Below are 20,069 nucleotides of genomic sequence, written 5' to 3'. Positions count from 1 at the left end.
TATCGCGCTCGACAGACGACCCATATTGCGGCAGCCTTGCACCATGACAAACACCACGCTGCCCGCCGAGATCGCGAATGCCGTGACCAACCCCGCCGCCTATGCGGCATGGGACCCGCTGCACGAACAGTTTCGCTGGGCGCGCGCCCATGCGCCGCTTGCGGTCGCCAGTCCCGACTCGCACGACCCTTTCTGGCTCGTCACCCGCCACGCCGACATCATGGCGATCAGCCGCGATCCGGCGCGCTTTGCCAGCGGCATCCGCCCGACCGTGCTCACTGACCGGGCGGGAGAGGCGCTGGCGCGCGCCGCGACGCCGAACAACGACGGCCACCTCATCCGTTCGTTGGTGCAGATGGATGCGCCCGACCATATGAAATACAGGCTGCTCACGCAAAGCTGGTTCATGCCCAAAAATCTGAAAATGGTCGAAGATCGGGTGCGGCAGATCGCCCGCGAAACGGTCGATACGATGCTGGCGATGGACGGAACATGCGATTTTGCACGCGATGTCGCCGCCTTTTATCCGCTGCGCGTCATCATGGATATTATGGGTGTGCCCCGCGAGGACGAGCCGCGCATGTTGATGCTCACCCAGCAATTGTTCGGCCCCACCGACCCCGAACTCAACCGCAGCCGCGAGGCGATTACATCGAGCGAGCAGGCGATTGCGATGCTGGACCATGTCATCGCCGATTTCACCCAATATTTTGCCGCGCTGACCGCCGAGCGTCGCGTGCAACCCCGCGAGGATATTGCCACCATCATCGCCAATGCGACAATCAACGGCGCGCCGATTCCCGACCGCGAAATGTCGGGATATTATATGATCGTCGCCACCGCCGGACATGACACAACCAGCGCCTCGACCGCGGGCACGCTGATGGAGCTGGCAAAAAATCCGGCGTTGTTCGAGCGCTATCGCGACGCCGCGAGCGACAAGGCGGGGCTGATCGAGGAAACGATACGCTGGTCGGTGCCGGTGCAACATTTCATGCGCAGCGCGCGCGAAGACGTCGACATCGGCGGCCAGAAAATCGCCAAGGGCGACTGGCTGATGCTCAACTATGTTTCGGCCAATCGCGACGAAGATGTTTTCGACGACCCCTTCACCTTCAACCCCGACCGCGCGAAAAATCCCCAAATCGCCTTTGGCCACGGCGCGCACGTCTGCCTTGGCCAGCATCTGGCGCGGATGGAAATGCGAATATTGCTGGAAGAATTGCTGCCGCGTTTGAAGCGTGTCGAGCTGGACGGCGAACCGGCGCGGGTAGAATCGGTGTTCGTCGGCGGGCTGAAACGCCTGCCGATCCGGTTTGAGGCGGCATAGGAAGCGCGGATAGGCAGGCGATGGTTGGTTCTGTCGTTCAGCATCCCTGCCGACATCCGGCTTAAGCTTTTTCTAGCCGGGCATCCGGCATTTATATCCATGCATCGCCACCACCTCGTCGCCCTCACAGATCGGTGCGGCGATCAGGCGCACCCAGCGTGGTTGCCGCGGATTTGGTGCAATCTCGACGTCAACGGTAAAGCCGCGCCGGTGGGTGATGGCGTGCGCGCGCAGCCGCTCCATCGCCGCACGCGACTCCTCGCAATAGAGCGACACGGCCAATGATCGGGAAACCTCGGTATCGCGGGCTATGCCAAAGATGTCATAGGTGGTTGGCGACCAGTTCAGACGGTTGTCTGTCAGGTCGCACTGCCATAACCCGACACCGTGGCGCGCCAATGCTTCTGGGTCAGGGCCGGTTCCGGTCGTCAAGGAAAGCAGCGGATATTCGCCGATCTCGTCGAGCCACTCCAGAGAGAAATGATGGGTGCGGTCGGCCAATGGCCAGCTGTGATGAAGGGGCAGGGGATAATGAGGTCGCACGCAGAATCGACTCCTTTCATGCCCATGGCAGGTCCTGACCCTAGACCCGCATCGTTGATGAAGTGTTGAAAACCAGTTGTCCGCTTCGATCACGCGGAAACCTTGCCGAAAAGCGATATCAGTACGGGGGTGATGCGATAGGGCAGCCTGACGTTGGCCGCGCCGAGGCCGCGTCTTAAACCTTCTCGCCCGGAAAGAATCGCGCCACCACTTCGCTCGCCAGACGGGCGGGGCGGAGGGTTTCGGCGTCGATGCAGCACCAGCTTGATTTGACCTCGGCCAGCACATCTTCGCCGCGCTTGATGATCGTTTCGTAAAAGGCGCGGGCGCCCTGCACTTTTTCCAAAATGACCGTTGCGATCACCTTGTCGTCGAGGAAGGCGGGGCGGCGATAGGTAATCTCATGCTTCAGAGCGACCCACAGATGCTCGGCTACCGCATCGGGCGGCGCGATGCTGCGCCAGTGCGCCAACACGGCGTCCTGTACCCAGCTGAGATAATGGGCGTTGTTCACATGGCCCATGAAATCAATCTGGTCGGCGCCAACCTTGATGGCATGGTCGTGGGGAAGGGCAAAAGCGGTCATATCGCTTACAATAGTGTCAATACGTCGCTGCGCATAGATGAATCTGAATTTATCCCCGTCCGCGATAGGGCGCGACGCCCTGATCGGGGATCCACAGACCGGCGGGTGGCGGGCTTGATTGCCAGAAAACGTCGATGGGGATGCCGCCGCGCGGATACCAGTAACCGCCGATGCGCAGCCATTGCGGCTGCATTTCGTCGAACAAACGTCGCCCGATGCCGACGGTGCAATCCTCGTGGAACGCGGCGTGATTGCGAAAACTGCCGAGGAAAAGCTTGAGCGATTTTGATTCGACGATGGTATCGCCGGGCGCATAATCGATCACCAGATGCGCGAAATCGGGCTGGCCGGTCACCGGACAGAGCGAGGTGAACTCGGGCGCGGCAAAGCGGGTGAGGTACAGCTCTCCGACGCGCGGATTGGGAACATAGTCGAGCGTCGCAGCCTCGGGAGAGGTCGGCAGGTCGCTTGTTTGGCCCAGATGGACCGGCGAAAGCGGGGGGCGGGTGGATTCGGACATGCACTTCGTCTAGTCCGCCGCACGGCTGATGTCATTCCTCTCGTGATATCGGCAGTAAATAGGACATGTTCAGCGCCAATTCAGCCGCGCAAAGGACATGCGGTGGTTTCGGGGGCGCAAGTAAATATGGCGGACAAGATGATCGGTGACGCGGGGAAGCGAACGACGGCGTTGCTGTCGCTGACGGCGCTTGCGCTGATGGTGGGCGGAGCGACGACGGTTTTTGCTCAGGACAACCAGCCCACGCCCCCTGCTTCCGAACCGGTCCTTGGCCCGACAACGACCCGTCCGCTTGGCCGTTTCCAGCTACCGCCCGCCGATGATGGCCGCGCGCCGGGGGTTCAGGGGCCGTCGAACAATGGCTTGCCGCCCGTTTCGCCGAATGATCGCCGGATTACGCCGACTCCGACGCCCACACCTAAGATTACGCCGCCTGACGTCACGCCGGCTCCGTCGCAAACTCCATCCAGATCATCGGCTCCGACGACCAGCCAGTCGCGTCCGCAACCCGCACCATCGCCTTCGCGTACAGAGCCCGCGCCATCGCGCGCCGCCAATCGGGACGCCGCGCGTCCGGTTGCGATAACTCCGGCACCAGCACCCGCAGCTTCGGCCTCTGATTCGCTACCCAACACAGACAATCCGCTCGCCGCGCCGCCGTCCGATCTCAACAGCGACGATGCTGCGCCCGCGCCCGCAACGCCCGCACCCACCGAATCGCCCAGCTTTGGCTGGCTATGGATTTTGGCGGCAATATTGCTCGTGGCGGGCGGCCTGTTGTTCTGGCGCAAACGGCGCGCTGTGGCGGCTGACGGTCCGGCAGAGTCTGCCTTGCCCCCGCTGTCCCGGACGCCTGCGCCCAAGCCAGCGCCAAGTCCGGCACCCAAGCCAGCACAACCCGCAACCCCGCAACCCGCAGCAGCCAATCCGTCGCAATCGGCGGCGCGCGCGCTGGGCGTCGATCCCGGTCATCGCATACCGTCACCGCTCGTCACGCGCCCGACGGATGAACGCCGCGCGTTTCTGTCGCTGTCGCTCGAAGTGCTGCGGATCAACGTCACCGCTACCAATATTATGGTCAATTTCGTCCTGACCATCCAGAATCAGGGGACGACCGATGCGGTCGGTGTTCTGACGCGTCTGGCGCTGCAACAGGGATCGGCGATGCCCGAGGAGGTGCTTGCGCGTTTTTATGACGGAGCGGGGGGAAGCGTGCTTCGCGACGACATCAGCATCGCTGTCGGCGCGCGCGAAGTGCTGACGACAGAGGTCAATCTGCCGCGCGGCGGTATCGAACCGATCATGATGGGCGGCAAGCCCATGCTCGTCCCTGTCATGGCGATCGACGTCACCTATCATTGGGACGGCCCCGCCGACGCTTTTGGTCAGGTGGCGCAGGCCTTTGTTCTGGGGCGGACGTCAGCACCGGGCAGCGACCGGTTGGGGCCGCTGCGGCTCGACCAGGCGGCCTATATCGTCAAGCCTGCGGGCGCCCACGCCACGACGATGCAACGCAGCCAGTGATTGCCGGATCAGGCCGCCTGATGGCGTTGCGCGCCGTCTTTTTGTGTTGCAGTGCAGCATTGAGTGGGGCAGAGCGCCACTGCGCTTGAAAAAGCGTCAAGGGGGGCATAGGCTGACGCCCTCCCCGGAAAAGGCCTTACATCTAGGCGGATGGGCGAGGACAGGCAGTGCCGGGACTCGTCGGTCGGTCATAACAGGAGCATGAAATGGACGCTTTGGTCTCTACCGACTGGTTGGAACGCGAACTGGGGGCATCCGACCTGCGGGTCGTTGATGCGACCAAATTTATGGATGACGCCGGACGCGATGCGCGCGCCGAATATGAGGCCGGGCACGTCCCGGGCGCGGTGTTCATGGACCTGTCGGACCTGACCGACACCAATGATCCCATCGGCAATATGGCACCGCAGGCGGAAAAATTTGCCAGCCGGATGCAGTCGCTGGGTCTTGGTGATGGCAGCCGCATCGTGATTTACGACGACAGCCCGCTGAAAAGTGCGGCGCGCGCTTGGTGGCTGCTGAAACTGTTTGGCGCGCATGATGTCGCGCTGCTCGACGGCGGGCTTGCCAAATGGAAGGCTGAAGGCCGCGCGCTCGAAATGGGCAAACAGACGCTGCGCCACCGCCACTTCACCGTGTGGCGCGATGCCAAGGCCGTCCGCACCAAGGATGAAATGCTCGCCAATGTCGATGGCGGCGGCGAACAGGTTGTCGATGCCCGCCCGACGGAGCGCTTTACCGGCGAGCAGCGCGATTCGCGTCCCGGCCTTGCCCCCGGCCATATCCCCGGCTCGCGCAGCTTGCCGCACAGCAGCCTGTTCAACGCCGACGGCACCTGGAAACAGGGTGATGATCTGAAGGCTGCCTTTGACGCTGCTGGTGTCGATCTCGACAAACCGCTCGTCACCACCTGTGGCAGCGGGATGACCGCGACCGTCTTGGCCTTTGGTGCACATCTGCTCGGCCACGAAAATGTTGCTGTTTATGACGGCAGCTGGCTGGAATGGGGCGCCGATCCTGCGACTCCAAAGGCGACGGGCGCGGCCTGAGCCGAAGCGGTGGCCGGACCTGAAAATAAGGACAAAGACGGCCGCCGGTCGGCAACGCGGCTGGTGCAGGGCGGACGGCGGCCCGAATGGACGGGCGACCCGCGGCTTGGCGGCGGGGTCGTCAATCCGCCGGTGTGGCGCGCCTCGACCATCCTTTATGACAATGTCGCCGACTTAAAGGCGCGGGGTCATGCGACGCATGACAAGCTTTTCTATGGCCGGCGCGGAACGCCGACGGTGTGGGCGCTCGCCGATGCGCTGACCGAAATGGAACCCGGCGCGGCGGGGACATTGCTTTACCCTTCGGGCGTTGCGGCGATTTCTTCCGGGCTGCTCGCGTTGCTCGAACCCGGCGATCATCTGTTGATGGTCGATAGCGTGTACGAACCGACGCGGCTGTTCTGTGACGGGATGCTGGCGCGCTTTGGCGTCACCACTACTTATTATGACCCGCTGGTCGGCGGCGCGATTGCCGACCTCATCACCCCGCAGACCAAGCTGATCTTCCTCGAATCACCGGGCAGCCTGACGTTCGAGGTGCAGGATATTCCGGCGATCACCGCGATTGCCCGCGCGCGCGATATTGTGACGATGCTCGACAACACCTGGGCGACACCGCTGTTCTTTCCGGCGCTATCGCACGGCGTCGATGTGACGATGATGAGCCTGACCAAATATGTCGGCGGCCATAGTGATGCGATGATGGGGTCACTGACCGCAACCAAAGCCGTCTGGTCCCGATTGCGCCACGCGGCTTATCAGTTGGGGCAAGCGGTTTCGCCCGATGATTGTGCGCTGATGCTGCGCGGATTGCGGACGCTTGATGTGCGGCTGGAGCGGCATGACGCCAATGCCCGCACGGTTGCGGGCTGGCTTGTTGAGCATCCGGCGGTGGGACGCCTGCTGCATCCCGGTCTGTCCGGCGACCTCGGCCATGCTGTGTGGGCGCGTGATTTTTCGGGAGCGAGCGGGTTGTTCGGCTTTACGCTGGCGGGCGCTGATGCGGCGGAGCGGGAACATTTTATCGACGCGCTGCGTTATTTCGGCATCGGCTTTAGCTGGGGGGGCTTTGAAAGTCTGGCGCTTCCGACCGATCCCGCCAGCCTCCGTACCGCTACAGCTTGGTCGGACCCGGATCCGCTCATCCGCTTGTCGATCGGGCTTGAAGATCCCGCCGACCTCATCGCAGACTTGGAGCGCGGCTTTGCCGCGATGACACCATGATCAATATTGATGACTTTCTGGTCCGCATGGGCTTTCCCGCTCTCGCCGAGGCGCAACTGGTCGAGCTAGGGATCGCCGGAGCATTGGCGGGGGTTGCGCTGGCGGCAGGCTGGCTGATCAAAAGGAGCTTTGGCACGCGGCTGGCAAAGTGGCTGCATGGCCAGGATATTGGCGCCCCCGGGCCGCTGACCGAACGAGCGGGGACAGTGCTCGGCTGGCTCACCGCCTTGCTGATGGTGGGCATCACCCTCGCGGTATGGCCCTGGCACCCTTACACTGTTTTGCTGTTCAATATCGTGCTGGCGGTCAGCGCCGCAGCCCTTATTCGCAACCTGATTGTCGGCGTTGGCATCGGCAACACACCAGCCCTGATAGCCGCCTTCGTCGTGCTTGTGACGATGTTGTCGCGCGCTGTCGGCGGGCTGGAAATCTTGCAGGAACGTCTGGCCAGCGTCGGTTTTACTGCGGGCAATCGCAATTTCTCGGTGCTGTCGCTAATCAACATCGCGCTGACACTTATCATCCTGTTTACGCTGGTGCGTATCGCCAACCGGGTCTTGCGGCGCATCGTCAAAGGCAACCGCGAATTTGACGCGACGCAGCAGCTGCTTATCGAGAAAATCGCCGGTGTCGCCATCATCATCGCGGCGTTTTTTGTCGGCATCGATATGCTGGGTATCGACTTTACCGCCTTTGCGGTCTTTTCGGGCGCGCTCGGCCTCGCGGTTGGTTTTGGTCTGCAGAAAACCGTCGGCAATCTGATCGCGGGCATCATCCTGTTGATGGACCGGTCGATCAAGCCGGGCGATGTCATCGCGGTTGGCGACAGCTTTGGCTGGGTGAATAAAATTGGCGTGCGCGCGGTGTCGGTGATTACCCGCGACGGCAAGGAACATCTGATTCCGAACGAAAATCTGATGACCCAGGAGGTCGAGAATTGGAGCTTTTCCAGCCGCAAGGTGCGGCTTCGTATTGCGGTCGGCGTATCCTATAACGCCGATCTGCGGCTGGCGCAGAAATTGATGCTGGAGGCCGCAACCGAATCGTCACGCGTGCTCGACAAGCCCGAACCCGTGTGCTGGATCACCGGCTTTGGCGACAGCAGCGTCGACCATGAACTACGCATCTGGATTACCGATCCCGAAGGCGGGCTCGGCAATATCCGGGGTGATGTGTATCAACGCATCTGGGACAAGTTTAAGGAAGCGGACATCGAAATTCCGTTCCCGCAACGCGATGTCCACGTCCGAACCCTGCCCGAAGAGGCGAAGAAGCCGGTGCGCGTTGCCAAGCCGACAAAGCCGAAACCCGCCAAATAGATGGAGCGGCCCGGTGCCGCTCCATCACAGGCCGGATAGGCTTTAGGCTTCGGCCTGCTTCGCCCGCTCGACGCATTCCATGATAATGCGCTTGGCCTCGTCGACGTCGCCCCACCCGTTGAGCTCGACCCATTTTCCCGGTTCCAGATCCTTATAATGGGCAAAGAAATGCTCGATCTGCTGGCGCACGATCGGCGGCATATCCTGATAGCTGGCGACTTCGGAATAATAGGGGAAAGTGGCGTTGATCGGGACGCAGAGCAGTTTTTCGTCACCGCCGGCATCGTCGACCATTTTGAGAACGCCGATCGGGCGGCATTTGACCACCGCCCCGGCAATGATAGGCGACCGCGCCACAACCAATGCATCGAGAGGATCGCCATCCTCGCCTAATGTATGTGGGACAAAGCCGTAATTGGCGGGATAGCGCATCGGCGTGTGCAGGAATCGGTCGACAAACAACGCCCCCGATGCCTTGTCGAATTCATATTTGACCGGCTCGCCTCCAATCGAAACTTCGATCAAGACATTCAGGCTTTCGGGCGGATTATCGCCGGCGGGAATCAAGTCAATGCGCATGGGAGAGCGTCCTTTATTGTTTGCGCCCGCCCCTTAGCCCCACGTGCAGCGTGAAGTCGAGACGCGCCGCGCTAAAGTTTGCGCTTTGCCGCGAACAGGCGGTCAAACCAGTCGGGCCCGTTCCCGACTTTCTCCAGATGCGGCCAGCGCAGGCCATCATGATAGGCAATGTCGACGGTGCGATAGCGGCTGCCGCGTTTGAGCAGCAGTGTCACCGGTGTCTTGCCGTCGGCGGCGGCGCGAATGGCGGCTTCGATACGCTCGCGGCTGTAGCTTTGGCCACTGACGGCGACGATCTTGGTGCCATTGACGATGTCGGATTTGAACGCCGGACCGTTCCACATGATGCTGCCGACATCACCATCCGAATCGACAGTCATGCCCAGCGATCCTGTCAGGTCGACATATTTTCCCGCCGTCATTTTGTCGCGATCATAGACATTGGGGGTGTCGCGCCAGACGAGTTGATATCCCGCCAGGGTAAATCCGCCCACCGGCGCTGGCTGTCCAGCAGTCTGAAGCCGGTCGCGCAGGAATGTGGCCCAGTCGTATGGATAGACGCGGTTGAGTTCGGCGACCACATCGTCAAATTCATAGGGTGCTTCGCCCCAATCGCCGTCCTTGCCGCCGAAAAATCCGCGTGCGAAATCGTCGAGGCTTTTGGCATTGTTCGTTTTGGTGCGGATCAGCATGTCGGCCTCCAGCCACACCAGCGACCCCTCGCTGTAATAATCTTCGGTGCGCGACCAGCTGATGAAAGGGCGTGGTTTGCGGGCGGCGGTGATCGGGTCGTGGGTTGTATCCTCGACCGAGCGCCATTCGCGCCCCGCCTGATTGCTGTAATATCCCGCCTTTGATGCCCATTCGCCAAGGATGAGCGCTGGCGTCTGCATCCCCGACCGGCCCGCCAGAACCAGATCCCAGAAACTGGTCTGGCCTTCGTAAACCCACAACAGATTGTCCTGCATGGGGGTGCGGAAATCGGGGGTCCACAGCTTGGCAGGCCGACGATATTTGCCGTTCCAGCTATGGGTGAATTCGTGCGGCAACAGCCCGCGCAATGTCCCATTATCGTCCCATTTGGTAAAATAGTCGGGGTCGCTGCTATTCTCGCTGCTGCGATGATGCTCCAGCCCGATGCCGCCCATTTCGTCGGTAAGAGCGAGCAGGAAATCATAATGGTCGAAATGGCGGGTGCCGAACAGGGCAATGGCTTCGGCGACCATCGCGGCATGGGTGGCGATCTGGTCGGGCTTGGCCTCCAGATATTGGGGTTCGTCGGCGACGACATTCAGCGTGACATCATGCCCCAAATCCCATTTGCGGAAATATTTTCCCGCAAACATCGGGCTGTCGATCAAGGTTTCATAGCTGGTGACGGCATAGCTATAGCGATTGCCTGAAATATTCAGCCCGTCGAGCGCGCTCGCGCCGGTCCAGCCAGCGGGCAGAGTCACATCCAGGTGCACAGGAATCTGCCGTGTGAAATATCCGGCGGGATAAAAACTAACCTGCTCCCATTGCAGGTTCATCATCGCGGGTGTGACCACGACGCGCCCTTCGTTGCTGCGCGTCGGCGACAGGAAATCAAAGGCGAGGTCGATGCTCTTGATGCCCGACGGCACGTCGATTTCAAAGGCATAAACGTCGGTCGGCTGGCGCGTCCAGCTCAGCGGTTTGCCGTTGGCCGATGGTTTGAACCCCGCAACCTCGGCTATGGCTCCGCGTGGAGCGTGCTTGCCCGGTAGCCATTGGGGATAGAGCAATGTCAGCTTGCCCGCTTTCGCCACCGGAATCGTCTGCCGGACATGGAAAATTCCGCGCGCCACGTCGCTGGCATCGACGCGCAACTGCATCGTGCCGGGATAGGCTTTGTCGACCGGCAGCGGGATGGTCAGCGGCGTGACGGCCGGTTCGGGGCGGCTGTTGCTATCCTGAGCATGGGCGGGAAGGGCGACGATCATGGCCGATGCGGCGAGCAGTGCATTTTTCATGGTGCAACCCTCTGCCGATAAATGGCCGCGAGGTCCAGAGGGGCTATGCGCGAGACACTTTGCGTTTCGGCAAAAAGCCATTAGACGCCGCGACCATGAGCAAGGACAAGTCCACCCGTATTCCGACCCCGCAGGCCATTCGCGGTACGCAGGATATGCTCGGCGACTTCGCCGATCGCTTCACCCATGTCGTCGAGACATTTGAACGGGTGCGGCGGCTTTATGGTTTCAAGCGCATCGAAGTGCCGGTGATCGAGCCGACCGCCGTTTTCGCGCGCAGCCTGGGTGAAACGACCGATGTGGTGTCGAAGGAAATGTATTCGTTCGACGATCGCGGCGGCGATTCGATCACACTCCGCCCCGAATTCACCGCCGGCATAGCGCGTGCTTACATCACCAACGGCTGGCAGCAACATGCGCCGCTGAAGGTTGCGACGCACGGCCCCTTGTTTCGCTATGAGCGTCCGCAAAAGGGTCGCTATCGCCAGTTCCATCAGCTTGATGCCGAGGTGCTGGGCAGCGACAGCCCGCTCGCCGATGTCGAATTGCTCGTCTTTGCCGATCAACTGCTCAAGGAGTTGGGAATCAACGAGGGCGTGAGCTGCACCCTCAATACGCTGGGCGATGCGGCAAGCCGCGATGCGTGGCGCGACGCGCTGGTGGCACATTTCGAGGCGCATCGTGGTGACTTGTCCGAGGACAGTCTGGCGCGGCTCGACAAGAATCCGATGCGGATATTGGACAGCAAAGACCCGCGCGACCGCCCGATTGCCGACAGCGCGCCCGACATTGACGCCTATCTGACTGGCGAAGCGCAGGACTTTTTCGGCGCGGTGACGGCGGGGCTGGATGCTGCCGGTGTCGCATGGGAGCGCAACGCGCGGCTGGTCCGCGGCCTCGATTATTATCGCCACACCGCGTTTGAATTTGTCACTGACCGGCTGGGCGCACAAGGCACAGTGCTGGGCGGCGGTCGCTATGACGGGCTGATCGAAGCGCTAGGCGGACCGCCGACGGCGGCGGTCGGCTGGGCTGCGGGGATCGAGCGGCTGGCGATGCTTTTGGAGTTTGGGACTGATAAGACGCTATTTGTCCCCATCATACCAAGAAAACCCGAAATGCTGGGCCTTGCTCATGAAATAGCTGCTCTGTTGAGGGCTGTTGGTATCGCCTGTTCCGTCCCGATGAATTTTCGGAGCCCACAAAAGCTCTTCGACAAGTTAAGAAAGTCAGGTGAGCGGTATATTCTTGAAGTGGATGGGCCTCAGTTTGATGGAACAATCTCGTATGTACGCCTCTCACAAAGTTTAGAAGATTTCGACGAGGTAATGTCTGTTGCGAACAAGATAGATTGCGCGTTCCGAGAAAAATTCCAAATTCGGCAGCCGGCCAAAAGCGGCACGGCATGGGATTTGTTGGCAAGCTGATCCTTGTTGAGTTTAGTCGTCACCCTGAACTTGTTTCAGGGTCCATGGTCTAAGGGTGCGGCGTCAGGCCATGGATGCTGAAACAAGTTCAGCATGACGCATTTAATGAATCGATTTTTTGAAATGATAGCGAGTAAATGACCTCCATCCCTGCCCAACGCATTGCCGCGATCATCGAGCGTCACGCTGCTTTGCAGGCGCGGATGGCGACGGGGGATATGGCGCCCGCCGACTTTGTGGCGGCGTCGAAGGAATTTGCCGAGCTGGAGCCGGTCGCAGAGGCTGCGCGTGAAGTGGTGCGGCTGCGTGGTGAGCTGGTCGATCTGGAAGCCATGTTGGCCGATCCCGAAATGAAGGCGATGGCGGCTGAGGAATTGGCGAGCATCGAGGCGGCGCTGCCCGCCGCCGAACAGGATCTGGCGATCAAGCTGCTCCCCAAGGATGTGGCCGACGACCGTTCGGCGATGCTCGAAATTCGCGCCGGAACCGGTGGCGACGAGGCGGCGCTGTTCGCGGGCGATTTGCTGCGTATGTACAGCCGCTATGCCGACGCGCAGGGCTGGAAGGTCGAGATGATCTCTGCCAGCGAATCCGAAGCGGGCGGCTTTAAGGAAGTCGTCGCCAGCGTTGCGGGGCAGGGGGTGTTCGCCAAACTGAAATTCGAAAGCGGCGTCCACCGTGTCCAACGGGTGCCTGCCACCGAAAGCCAAGGGCGCATCCACACCAGCGCTGCCACCGTCGCGGTGCTGCCCGAGGCCGAAGAGGTTGATGTCGAAATCAACGACAATGACCTCAAAATCGATATTTACCGCGCGAGCGGCGCGGGCGGGCAGCATGTCAACACCACCGACAGCGCGATCCGTATCACCCATTTGCCCACCGGCCTCGTCGTCATCCAGCAGGACCAGCGCAGCCAGCACAAGAATCGCGCCAAGGCGATGGGGGTGTTGCGCACGCGGCTGTATGAACTGGAGCGCGACAAGCAACATGCCGAGCGTGCGGGCAATCGCAAGCTGATGGTGGGATCGGGCGACCGGTCCGAACGCATCCGCACCTATAATTTCCCGCAAGGCCGCGTTACCGACCACCGTATCAACCTGACCCTGCATCGCTTGCCCGAAATATTGGAAGGCGCGATGGACGAGATGATCGACGCGCTGATCGCCGAGGATCAGGCTGACCGTCTGGCGGGATTGAATGATTAGTCCCCCTCCCGCAAGCGGGAGGGGCTAGGGGTGGGCATGTCCGAACCACCTAAAGCACAAGGCCGCGCCCACCCACCGACCCCCTCACGCAAACGGGAGGGGGAGGTGGCGACAGCCCTGCGCGAGGCCGTGTTAAGGCTGGCTGAGACTTCCGACACACCGCGCCTCGATGCCGAAGTCTTGATGGCCCATGCGCTGGGGGTCGAGCGCCAAAACCTATTGCTAGATCCTGCGCGTTTCTCCGTTCCCGACTGTTATGCCGCTTTGGTTGCGCTCCGCGCGGCCCATGAACCGGTCGCCTATATTATCGGTTGGCGCGAATTCTGGTCGTTGCGGCTGGAAGTTGGACCCGGAGTCTTGATTCCGCGCCCCGACAGCGAGACGCTGATCGAGGCGGCGGTTGCGCATTTCGTTGACAAGCCTCCGCAGCGCATCCTCGACCTCGGCACTGGGCCGGGTTCGCTGCTGCTGGCCGCCCTGACCGAATTTCCGGCGGCGACGGGGTTGGGGGTCGATGCGTCGGCTACGGCGCTATCCTATGCCCGTACCAATGCCGATGCGCTGGGGTTGGCGGATCAGGCCGCGTTTCAGTGCGGCGACTGGGGCGACGGCCTGTGCGATCGTTTCGACCTCATCCTGTGCAATCCGCCCTATATTGCCGACGCCGAAGTCTTGATGGCCGATGTCGCCGAGCATGAACCCCACGCCGCTTTGTTTGCGGGGGAGGACGGGCTGGCCGATTATCGCCGCATCATCCCCGACCTGCCCCGCCTGCTGACGCCGCAGGGCATCGCCATATTGGAAATCGGCGGTGCGCAGCGCGTTGCTGTGACGGCGCTGGCCACTGCTGTCGGGTTCATAGTTCGCTGTCGGCAGGACCTTGGCGGGCGCGACCGCGCGTTGATCCTGTCGGTCCATGGTTAAGCCGCCGTGCAAGAATTTTCTTGGTTTCCGTCAAAAAGCGCGATAGACGTTTAGGTGCAGACCTGATCGGGGTCCCTTTGGCGGTGCACTGGCATCGATACTGGTCCGGCAGGTTTGTTTCCCACAAGCGGCGTTTGTGCGGGCTACGGCCCCATAAACGGTGAAGGGCAACGTCCCGCGATGGTTCGCGGATTCGATCAGCGCCCGAAGCGCGATCGGCCAAAAGGGGTTTGGCATTAGCATTTCGACAGGATGTCTCAGTTGAATATGAACAACCGACAAAGCGGTCGCCGTCGCGGCCGCAACAATAACAACAATCGCCAGTCGTCCGGTGGACGCGGCGGCATGGATCAGGCCAACCGGATCGACAGCCGGGCGCGGGGCAACGGCGCCCAGATGATCGAGAAATTCCGCAACATGGCGCGCGATGCGCAATTGGCGGGGGATCGGGTCCAGACCGAATATTATCTGCAATTCGCGGATCATTATTTCCGCGTTGTCAGCGATTTTCGTCAACGGCAGGAAGAGCGCTCGCAAGGGCAGGATCGTCCGAACGATCGTCAACGCGAATTGCGCGGGGTCGAAGATTTTGACGGTCATGACGATGCCGACGACAATGATCGCGATGACAGCGACAACAACTCTGACTCCAACGAACGGCGCAGCGATAATCGTGGCGATCGCCAGACACGCGACCGTCAACAGGGTGACGACGACAATCGCGCCCCGCGCCAGCAACCCCGCGCCAAAAAGACACGGAACCGCGACGACGACAGCAACAGCGATCAGCGCGACGATGCCAAGGGCAACAGCGAAGAGGCGGAGGCGAAAACTGCGCCTGCACCGCGCAGCCCCCGTCGCACGACCCGTGCCCCGCGCACGGCAGAAGCCAGCGAAACAACCGGAATTGACAGCGCCGCTCTGCCGCCCGCTATCGGTCGCACGGCCAATGGCAATGGTAAGGCTGCGGACGCCGAACCGGCTGGCGACGATGCACCGGCTCCCAAGGTTCGCCGTCCGCGCCGGACGCTGGCCAAGCGTGATGAAGGTAGCGAAGCCGCCGAATAAGCGGCTGCGCGCTTGGCGCTGGTCTTTGGACCTTTCCTGACATAGTCTTCTGCTTGGCATAGCGGGAGAGTGGATATGCGTGGAAAAGCAACGGGCTGGGCGATGCTGATGCTGGCCGGACTGGCGAGCAGCGGCTCGGTCGCGGCGCAGGATGGGTCTGCACCCAATGCGCAGGGTGATCTGTCCGTTACCATCTATAATGGCGGGCAATCGCTGGTTCAGGACGTCCGGCGGCTCAACCTGCCCAGCGGTCGCACACGGCAGGAATTTCCCGATGTTTCGGCGCAGATACGGCCCGAAACCGTGTCGTTCAGTGCCGATGGAACGGCGATTGTTGAACAGAATTTCGACTATGACCTGCTGTCGCCCAATGCCTTGATGCAAAAGGCGGTGGGCGAAATGGTGACGCTGCTCCGTATCAATCCCGCCACAGGCGTTGAAACGCGCGAGCGCGCCAAGGTGCTCGCGGTCAACGGCGGTGTGGTGTTGCAAATCGGCGGGAAAATCGAAATCCTGCGCGACGACGGGCTGCCGGTGCGGGTCATTTTTGACAAGATACCGCCCAATCTGCGCGCCAAGCCGACTTTGTCGATCACCCTCGACAGCCGCAAAGCGGGGACGCGACCGGCCACCCTGTCCTATCTGACCAACGGGCTGGGCTGGGTCGCCGACTATGTCTCGCTCTATGATGAAAAGGCGGGAACGATTGATGTGCAGGGGTGGGTGACGCTGACCAACCGAACCGGCACGACCTTTGACAATGCCCGCGCGCTGCTAGTAGCGGGGACGCCTGCGAGTGCAGCGACGAATGGCCGGTCGCGAGGGGGGTATCGCCCGCCGTCGCCGACGCAGAACAATATTCGCCGGGCAGGCACCGAAACGGCGCCGCGTGAACAGCTTGGCGATTATTATCTCTATCCGCTCGCCGAACGCACGACGATTGCCAATGCCCAGACCAAGCAGGTCAGCTTTCTGGATGTGCAGGGCGTGCCCGCGCGCAAAGTCTATGCGTTCACGCTGAACGGCTTTGCCAACATGACCGAACCGGAGAGCGCGGCAAGCATGATCAAATTTTCGTCAAGCGCGCAGGGCGGGCTGGGCGATGCTTTGCCGGCGGGGACGGTGCGGTTTTATCAGCGCGACCTGCGCGGCGAACCGCAGTTTATCGGCGAGAACAGCATCGGCCACACCCCGATGGGCAGCGAGTTGGCGCTCAAGACCGGCGATGCCTTTGATGTGAAGGTCAAGGCGACGGTCGTTTCGCGGCAGCGGCTTTCCGAATCTAAATGGCGTTCGTCGATGTCCTATCTGCTCACCAATGCGCGCAGCGAGCCGGTGACGCTCGAGCTGACCCAACGCGGGCTCGACTGGTATTGGTCCGAAACGCGGATCATTACCGAAAGCCAGAAAAGCGACCGGCTCGACAGCGACGGGACGCAATGGATCGTCACCATCCCCGCCAATGGAGAGACGACTGTCACCGCAACCTTTGAAACGCGATATTGATGCGTCGCTGATGCGCTGGCTAATCGCCCTCGCGTTGCTGACCGTTGCGCCGCCCGTCGCGGCGCAGACGGTTGTTACGTCCAGCGCACCTGAATCGCTTTCGGTCAGCGTCTATCGTGATCCCCAACGCGATGCGGGCGGCGCGATCAACCTCAACTGGCTTCGGGGCTTTGCTCTTATCACCGAAACACGGACTATCGACCTGCCTGCGGGCGAATCCACACTGCGATTCGAAGGCGTGGCCGAGGGGATGGTGGCGGTCAGCGCCATTGTCACCGGATTGCCGGGCGGGGTGGTGCAGAAGAATCGCGATGCGGCCTTGCTGTCGCCCGCCAGCCTGCTCGACGGCACATTGGGCAATCACGTCCATCTCCGCCGTACCAACCGCGCGACCGGCGCGGTGCGCGAGGAAGACGCGATTATCCGTTCAGGCCCCGATGGCGCGGTGGTGCTCCAGACGGCGACGGGTTTTGAATTGCTGCGCTGCACCGGCTTGCCCGAATCGCTGATCTATGACGGCGTTCCCAAAGGCCTGTCGGCCAAGCCGACGCTGTCGGTCACAACGCGCAGCCCGACGGCGCAGCGCGTCACCGTCACCTTGACCTATCTCGCCACCGGATTTGACTGGGCCGCCAATTATGTCGCGCATATGCGAGAGGATGGCAGGACGCTCGACCTCTTCGCCTGGCTGACTGTTGCCAACAGCAATGAAGAAAGCTTCCCCGACGCCAAACTGTTTGCGCTCGCCGGGACGCTCAACATCGACAGCAATTTCGCCGCGCTGGTCGAGGCTCCGGCAACCCCGACGCTTCGCCTGTCCTGTTTCCCCACGGGCAGCGGCAGATATGGCGCCCCTCCGCCACCATCTGCTCCGCTGCTATCGCCAGCGCCGATGATGGACGCTGCGGCCGAGAGCATCGTTGTTACCGGCTCGCGGCGTATGGAAGGCATGATGAAGGCCCCCGCCGCCATCGCGGTGCAGGAAGAATTGGGCGATCTGAAACTTTATCGCGTCCCGATCCCCGTCACCGTCGCCGCCAATGCACAGAAACAGGTCGCACTGTTGGTCAAGGATGATGTGCCGTTCCGTCGCATCTATCGCCTGACCCTGTCGCCAAAGCAGACGGGCGACCCGATGCCGACCGAACTGGTGCTGCGGATGCAGAATAAGGAAGCGGAGAAGCTTGGAGTTCCCTTGCCAAGCGGAAAGGTCGCGGTGCTCGAACCGGTGCAGGGACAGGAATTGCTCGCGGGCGAGGGCAACCTGCGCGATCATGCGGTGGGCGAGACAGTCAATTTGCTGGTCGGGACAAGCCATCAGGTTCAGGTGCAGGTCGAAAATTTCCTGCCGCCCAAGAATCGCGACGATTATTATCGGGCGACGATCACCAATGCGAACCCCTTCGCCGTTGCGGTAGAGCTGGCCTTTTATGGCAGCGACGACCGTATGCTTGGGTCACAGCTACGCAAATTGCGGCGCAAGGATGGCCTGCACACTTGGTTCGTTACCGTGCCAGCGAATGCCAGCCGGACGCTGAATTATCATATGGCGGATGACAGCTAGGCTGGCGGCAGCGCGCGGGGCCTGTGATTCTCGTCGAGCGCCACGAATGTGAACAACCCTTCGGTCACCTTGACCTCTGTCTCGCCGCGATCGCGCGTCGCGATGACTTCGATTCGGATGCCCATTGACGTGCGTCCGCGCTTTTCCAGACTGGCGTAAACCGACACAATGTCGCGGACCAAAATAGGCGCGAGAAATTCCATCGTCTGAATGGCCACGGTGGCGGTGGCCCCTTTGGCGATCCGCGCCGCGACGATGCCGCCCGCTATATCCATTTGCGACAGCACCCAGCCGCCGAAGATATGGCCGTTGCTGTTGATGTCGGCGGGCTGGGGGACGACGCGCAATATCGGGTCGCCGCGCGAGGGCAGGTTCTGGACGGAGTCGGTCATTTCAAATGATCCTCGTCGGCAAGCCGGTCTTCGATCGCTTCGTCATGCCCCGATCCGCTCGACAGAAACACCAGCCCCATCAGCGCCGCCGCCAGCATGATCGAAAGCCCGATTCCGGCGGCAGTGGCGATAATCATGTGGATCGACAATTGCGTGCCCATCATCCAGCGCAGCACGACCAGCGCCACCACGACTGCTGTGACGGACAATATGGTCATCCAGCGCATCAGCCGTCGATAGCGATTCCAGGCGATCTGTGCGGTGGTCGGATTGTCGAGCGGTGAATATTTAGCCATGGCCGCCCCATGGACCAACTCTCCGCGCAGGCCAAGGGGCAATGGGGTGACCGGCGTTTCAGCTTTGCGGTAAAATATGCTAAGCTTGGCCGCTAAAGAATCGACATGGGGAATGGATAAATATGACAATCGGAGCGATCCTGCACGGCCGCAAAGGCCCTGTGATTTTAGCGCGCAAAACCGATCAGGTGCGCGCTGTGATCGACTTGCTGGCCCAGCATCGCATCGGCGCGGTTCCGGTGATGGAGGGTGAAACGATTGTCGGCATATTTTCCGAACGCGATCTGGTCCGCCTCTTGTCTTCCTATGGTACCGAGGCGCTCGACCGCACCCTTGATGACGTGATGACCAAGACGCCGGTGACCTGCGACTCGCAAATGGCGGTCATGGGCGCGCTGTCCCAAATGACCCAGCGGCGGATTCGCCACCTGCCCGTTGTTGACGATGGAAAGCTGACCGGATTTGTCTCGATTGGCGATCTGGTCAAATATCGCATCGACCGCATCGAGGCAGAGGCCGCTGCGATGCGTGACTATATCGCGTCCTGAACCGGCGGATTAGCGGGCGGCTGCGCTTTACGAAAAATCAGTCGTTTCACTTCTTCAATCGCCTCGCGCTCCAATACCCACAACAGAGCGGGGTAAATCAGCACGCCTGCTCCAACCAGCACAATCAGACGTATCGGTGCCGCCAGACCTGTCGCGCCGATCCACTGACCCAGCAAGCCGACGCTGACCGCCATGACCAGCGCGGGGGCGAGGCCGGGGAGAGCGGCGCGACCAATATCGCGCAGCGTCACCCCGATGATCGGCGACGACAGCCGCGCGGTGATAAGCAACAATATCGGCATGGAGATCAGCCAGCCCCAGGCGAGGCCGATCAGCCCGAATCGCGACCCAATCAGAAACGCGACCGGAAACAGCACCGCGCCCGACAAGGCGGAACGCACCGCAATGCCGGGCTTTCCCATCGCATTGGTGACGGGCGAAAAGAGAATCTGGACCGACGTAAAGATCATC

Annotated in this window: 20 protein-coding genes (1 of these 20 running past the window's edge); 12 read left to right on the top strand and 8 right to left on the bottom strand. The window is 61.4% G+C overall.

Going from position 1 to position 20,069, the window contains the following annotated elements; all coding sequences use genetic code 11:
- Window positions 1-43: 43 nt before the first annotated feature.
- Window positions 44-1,330, top strand: coding sequence for a cytochrome P450 (locus ACR3XE_RS13715; RefSeq protein WP_473699654.1), 1,287 nt, complete (start codon window positions 44-46; stop codon window positions 1,328-1,330).
- Window positions 1,331-1,402: 72 nt separating this feature from the next.
- Here the strand turns inward: ACR3XE_RS13715 and ACR3XE_RS13710 are convergent, their stop codons facing one another.
- The 3 genes from ACR3XE_RS13710 to queF form a co-directional block, all read right to left on the bottom strand.
- Window positions 1,403-1,873, bottom strand: a complete 471-nt coding sequence (locus ACR3XE_RS13710; protein WP_473699655.1) for a hypothetical protein — start codon at window positions 1,871-1,873, stop codon at window positions 1,403-1,405.
- A 175-nt stretch (window positions 1,874-2,048) separates the two neighbouring features.
- Window positions 2,049-2,459 carry an acyl-CoA thioesterase gene (locus tag ACR3XE_RS13705; protein WP_473699656.1) on the bottom strand — a complete coding sequence of 137 codons (411 nt, stop codon included), beginning with the start codon at window positions 2,457-2,459 and terminating at the stop codon, window positions 2,049-2,051.
- Between the two features lie 49 nt (window positions 2,460-2,508).
- Window positions 2,509-2,979: a preQ(1) synthase gene (gene queF / locus ACR3XE_RS13700; protein ID WP_473699657.1), complete on the bottom strand. Its 471-nt coding sequence runs from the start codon at window positions 2,977-2,979 to the stop codon at window positions 2,509-2,511.
- Window positions 2,980-3,105: 126 nt separating this feature from the next.
- On the opposite strand from queF, the gene ACR3XE_RS13695 reads away from it, so the two are divergent.
- The 4 genes from ACR3XE_RS13695 (at window position 3,106) to ACR3XE_RS13680 (ending at window position 8,095) form a co-directional block, all read left to right on the top strand.
- Window positions 3,106-4,503: a hypothetical protein gene (locus tag ACR3XE_RS13695; protein WP_473699658.1), complete on the top strand. Its 1,398-nt coding sequence runs from the start codon at window positions 3,106-3,108 to the stop codon at window positions 4,501-4,503.
- Window positions 4,504-4,709: 206 nt separating this feature from the next.
- On the top strand, window positions 4,710-5,552 hold the full coding sequence (sseA, locus tag ACR3XE_RS13690; protein WP_473699659.1) for a 3-mercaptopyruvate sulfurtransferase: 843 nt from the start codon (window positions 4,710-4,712) through the stop codon (window positions 5,550-5,552).
- Between the two features lie 9 nt (window positions 5,553-5,561).
- A complete protein-coding gene (metC, locus tag ACR3XE_RS13685; RefSeq protein ID WP_486185807.1) occupies window positions 5,562-6,776 on the top strand; it encodes a cystathionine beta-lyase in 1,215 nt (404 codons plus the stop codon).
- Window positions 6,773-8,095 (top strand): mechanosensitive ion channel family protein, encoded by a 1,323-nt coding sequence (locus ACR3XE_RS13680; RefSeq protein ID WP_473699660.1) that lies wholly within the window; start codon window positions 6,773-6,775, stop codon window positions 8,093-8,095. Before metC ends, ACR3XE_RS13680 begins: the two co-directional genes overlap by 4 nt.
- Window positions 8,096-8,137: 42 nt before the next feature.
- On the opposite strand, the gene ppa is transcribed toward ACR3XE_RS13680, so the two are convergent.
- Together ppa and ACR3XE_RS13670 are read right to left on the bottom strand one after the other, a co-directional pair.
- On the bottom strand, window positions 8,138-8,674 hold the full coding sequence (gene ppa / locus ACR3XE_RS13675; protein ID WP_473699661.1) for an inorganic diphosphatase: 537 nt from the start codon (window positions 8,672-8,674) through the stop codon (window positions 8,138-8,140).
- A gap of 71 nt (window positions 8,675-8,745) precedes the next feature.
- Window positions 8,746-10,668, bottom strand: coding sequence for a M61 family metallopeptidase (locus tag ACR3XE_RS13670; protein WP_473699662.1), 1,923 nt, complete (start codon window positions 10,666-10,668; stop codon window positions 8,746-8,748).
- Between the two features lie 95 nt (window positions 10,669-10,763).
- Here ACR3XE_RS13670 and hisS point away from each other — a divergent pair, with 95 nt between their 5' ends.
- From hisS to ACR3XE_RS13640, 6 genes are all read left to right on the top strand, one after another.
- Window positions 10,764-12,095 carry a histidine--tRNA ligase gene (gene hisS / locus ACR3XE_RS13665; protein WP_486185806.1) on the top strand — a complete coding sequence of 444 codons (1,332 nt, stop codon included), beginning with the start codon at window positions 10,764-10,766 and terminating at the stop codon, window positions 12,093-12,095.
- Between the two features lie 137 nt (window positions 12,096-12,232).
- The gene (prfA, locus tag ACR3XE_RS13660) at window positions 12,233-13,300 is read left to right on the top strand and encodes a peptide chain release factor 1 (RefSeq protein WP_473699663.1); all 1,068 of its coding nucleotides are present in this window, start codon (window positions 12,233-12,235) and stop codon (window positions 13,298-13,300) included.
- 36 nt (window positions 13,301-13,336) lie between these two features.
- On the top strand, window positions 13,337-14,224 hold the full coding sequence (prmC, locus tag ACR3XE_RS13655; RefSeq protein ID WP_473699664.1) for a peptide chain release factor N(5)-glutamine methyltransferase: 888 nt from the start codon (window positions 13,337-13,339) through the stop codon (window positions 14,222-14,224).
- 267 nt (window positions 14,225-14,491) lie between these two features.
- Window positions 14,492-15,292, top strand: a complete 801-nt coding sequence (locus ACR3XE_RS13650) for a DUF4167 domain-containing protein (RefSeq protein ID WP_486185805.1) — start codon at window positions 14,492-14,494, stop codon at window positions 15,290-15,292.
- Between the two features lie 75 nt (window positions 15,293-15,367).
- Window positions 15,368-16,798, top strand: coding sequence for a DUF4139 domain-containing protein (locus ACR3XE_RS13645; protein ID WP_473699666.1), 1,431 nt, complete (start codon window positions 15,368-15,370; stop codon window positions 16,796-16,798).
- Window positions 16,782-18,362, top strand: a complete 1,581-nt coding sequence (locus tag ACR3XE_RS13640; RefSeq protein ID WP_486185804.1) for a DUF4139 domain-containing protein — start codon at window positions 16,782-16,784, stop codon at window positions 18,360-18,362. The genes ACR3XE_RS13645 and ACR3XE_RS13640 overlap by 17 nt, the downstream gene beginning before the upstream one ends.
- Here ACR3XE_RS13640 and ACR3XE_RS13635 read toward each other — a convergent pair.
- Together ACR3XE_RS13635 and ACR3XE_RS13630 are read right to left on the bottom strand one after the other, a co-directional pair.
- A complete protein-coding gene (locus ACR3XE_RS13635) occupies window positions 18,359-18,754 on the bottom strand; it encodes an acyl-CoA thioesterase (RefSeq protein WP_473699668.1) in 396 nt (131 codons plus the stop codon). The genes ACR3XE_RS13640 and ACR3XE_RS13635 overlap by 4 nt on opposite strands.
- Entirely contained in the window at window positions 18,751-19,050 is a 300-nt protein-coding gene (locus ACR3XE_RS13630; protein WP_473699669.1) for a hypothetical protein, read from the bottom strand. The genes ACR3XE_RS13635 and ACR3XE_RS13630 overlap by 4 nt, the downstream gene beginning before the upstream one ends.
- Window positions 19,051-19,172: 122 nt before the next feature.
- Here ACR3XE_RS13630 and ACR3XE_RS13625 point away from each other — a divergent pair, with 122 nt between their 5' ends.
- Window positions 19,173-19,598, top strand: a complete 426-nt coding sequence (locus tag ACR3XE_RS13625) for a CBS domain-containing protein (protein WP_473699670.1) — start codon at window positions 19,173-19,175, stop codon at window positions 19,596-19,598.
- On the opposite strand, the gene ACR3XE_RS13620 is transcribed toward ACR3XE_RS13625, so the two are convergent.
- Window positions 19,583-20,069, bottom strand: partial view of a lipopolysaccharide biosynthesis protein gene (locus ACR3XE_RS13620; protein WP_473700283.1) — the 3' portion only. It continues 962 nt past the right edge of the window; the window shows 487 of its 1,449 coding nt (coding positions 963-1,449); its start codon lies off the right edge, out of view; it ends in the stop codon at window positions 19,583-19,585. The two genes, ACR3XE_RS13625 and ACR3XE_RS13620, sit on opposite strands and share 16 nt — an antisense overlap.

Source organism: Sphingopyxis sp. 10G20-10 (genome assembly GCF_057365075.1).
Note: the sequence above shows the minus strand (reverse complement) of the source record. Positions and strands in the feature narration are given on the sequence as shown.

Bases quoted from the DNA above. Each gene is read 5' to 3' on its own strand.
- ACR3XE_RS13715 (WP_473699654.1), top strand. From the start codon at position 44: ATGACAAACACCACGCTGCCCGCCGAGATCGCGAATGCCGTGACCAAC.
- ACR3XE_RS13705 (WP_473699656.1), bottom strand. From the start codon at position 2,459: ATGACCGCTTTTGCCCTTCCCCACGACCATGCCATCAAGGTTGGCGCC.
- queF (WP_473699657.1), bottom strand. From the start codon at position 2,979: ATGTCCGAATCCACCCGCCCCCCGCTTTCGCCGGTCCATCTGGGCCAA.
- ACR3XE_RS13695 (WP_473699658.1), top strand. From the start codon at position 3,106: ATGGCGGACAAGATGATCGGTGACGCGGGGAAGCGAACGACGGCGTTG.
- sseA (WP_473699659.1), top strand. From the start codon at position 4,710: ATGGACGCTTTGGTCTCTACCGACTGGTTGGAACGCGAACTGGGGGCA.
- ACR3XE_RS13680 (WP_473699660.1), top strand. From the start codon at position 6,773: ATGATCAATATTGATGACTTTCTGGTCCGCATGGGCTTTCCCGCTCTC.
- ppa (WP_473699661.1), bottom strand. From the start codon at position 8,674: ATGCGCATTGACTTGATTCCCGCCGGCGATAATCCGCCCGAAAGCCTG.
- ACR3XE_RS13670 (WP_473699662.1), bottom strand. From the start codon at position 10,668: ATGAAAAATGCACTGCTCGCCGCATCGGCCATGATCGTCGCCCTTCCC.
- hisS (WP_486185806.1), top strand. From the start codon at position 10,764: ATGAGCAAGGACAAGTCCACCCGTATTCCGACCCCGCAGGCCATTCGC.
- prfA (WP_473699663.1), top strand. From the start codon at position 12,233: ATGACCTCCATCCCTGCCCAACGCATTGCCGCGATCATCGAGCGTCAC.
- prmC (WP_473699664.1), top strand. From the start codon at position 13,337: ATGTCCGAACCACCTAAAGCACAAGGCCGCGCCCACCCACCGACCCCC.
- ACR3XE_RS13650 (WP_486185805.1), top strand. From the start codon at position 14,492: ATGAACAACCGACAAAGCGGTCGCCGTCGCGGCCGCAACAATAACAAC.
- ACR3XE_RS13645 (WP_473699666.1), top strand. From the start codon at position 15,368: ATGCGTGGAAAAGCAACGGGCTGGGCGATGCTGATGCTGGCCGGACTG.
- ACR3XE_RS13635 (WP_473699668.1), bottom strand. From the start codon at position 18,754: ATGACCGACTCCGTCCAGAACCTGCCCTCGCGCGGCGACCCGATATTG.
- ACR3XE_RS13630 (WP_473699669.1), bottom strand. From the start codon at position 19,050: ATGGCTAAATATTCACCGCTCGACAATCCGACCACCGCACAGATCGCC.
- ACR3XE_RS13625 (WP_473699670.1), top strand. From the start codon at position 19,173: ATGACAATCGGAGCGATCCTGCACGGCCGCAAAGGCCCTGTGATTTTA.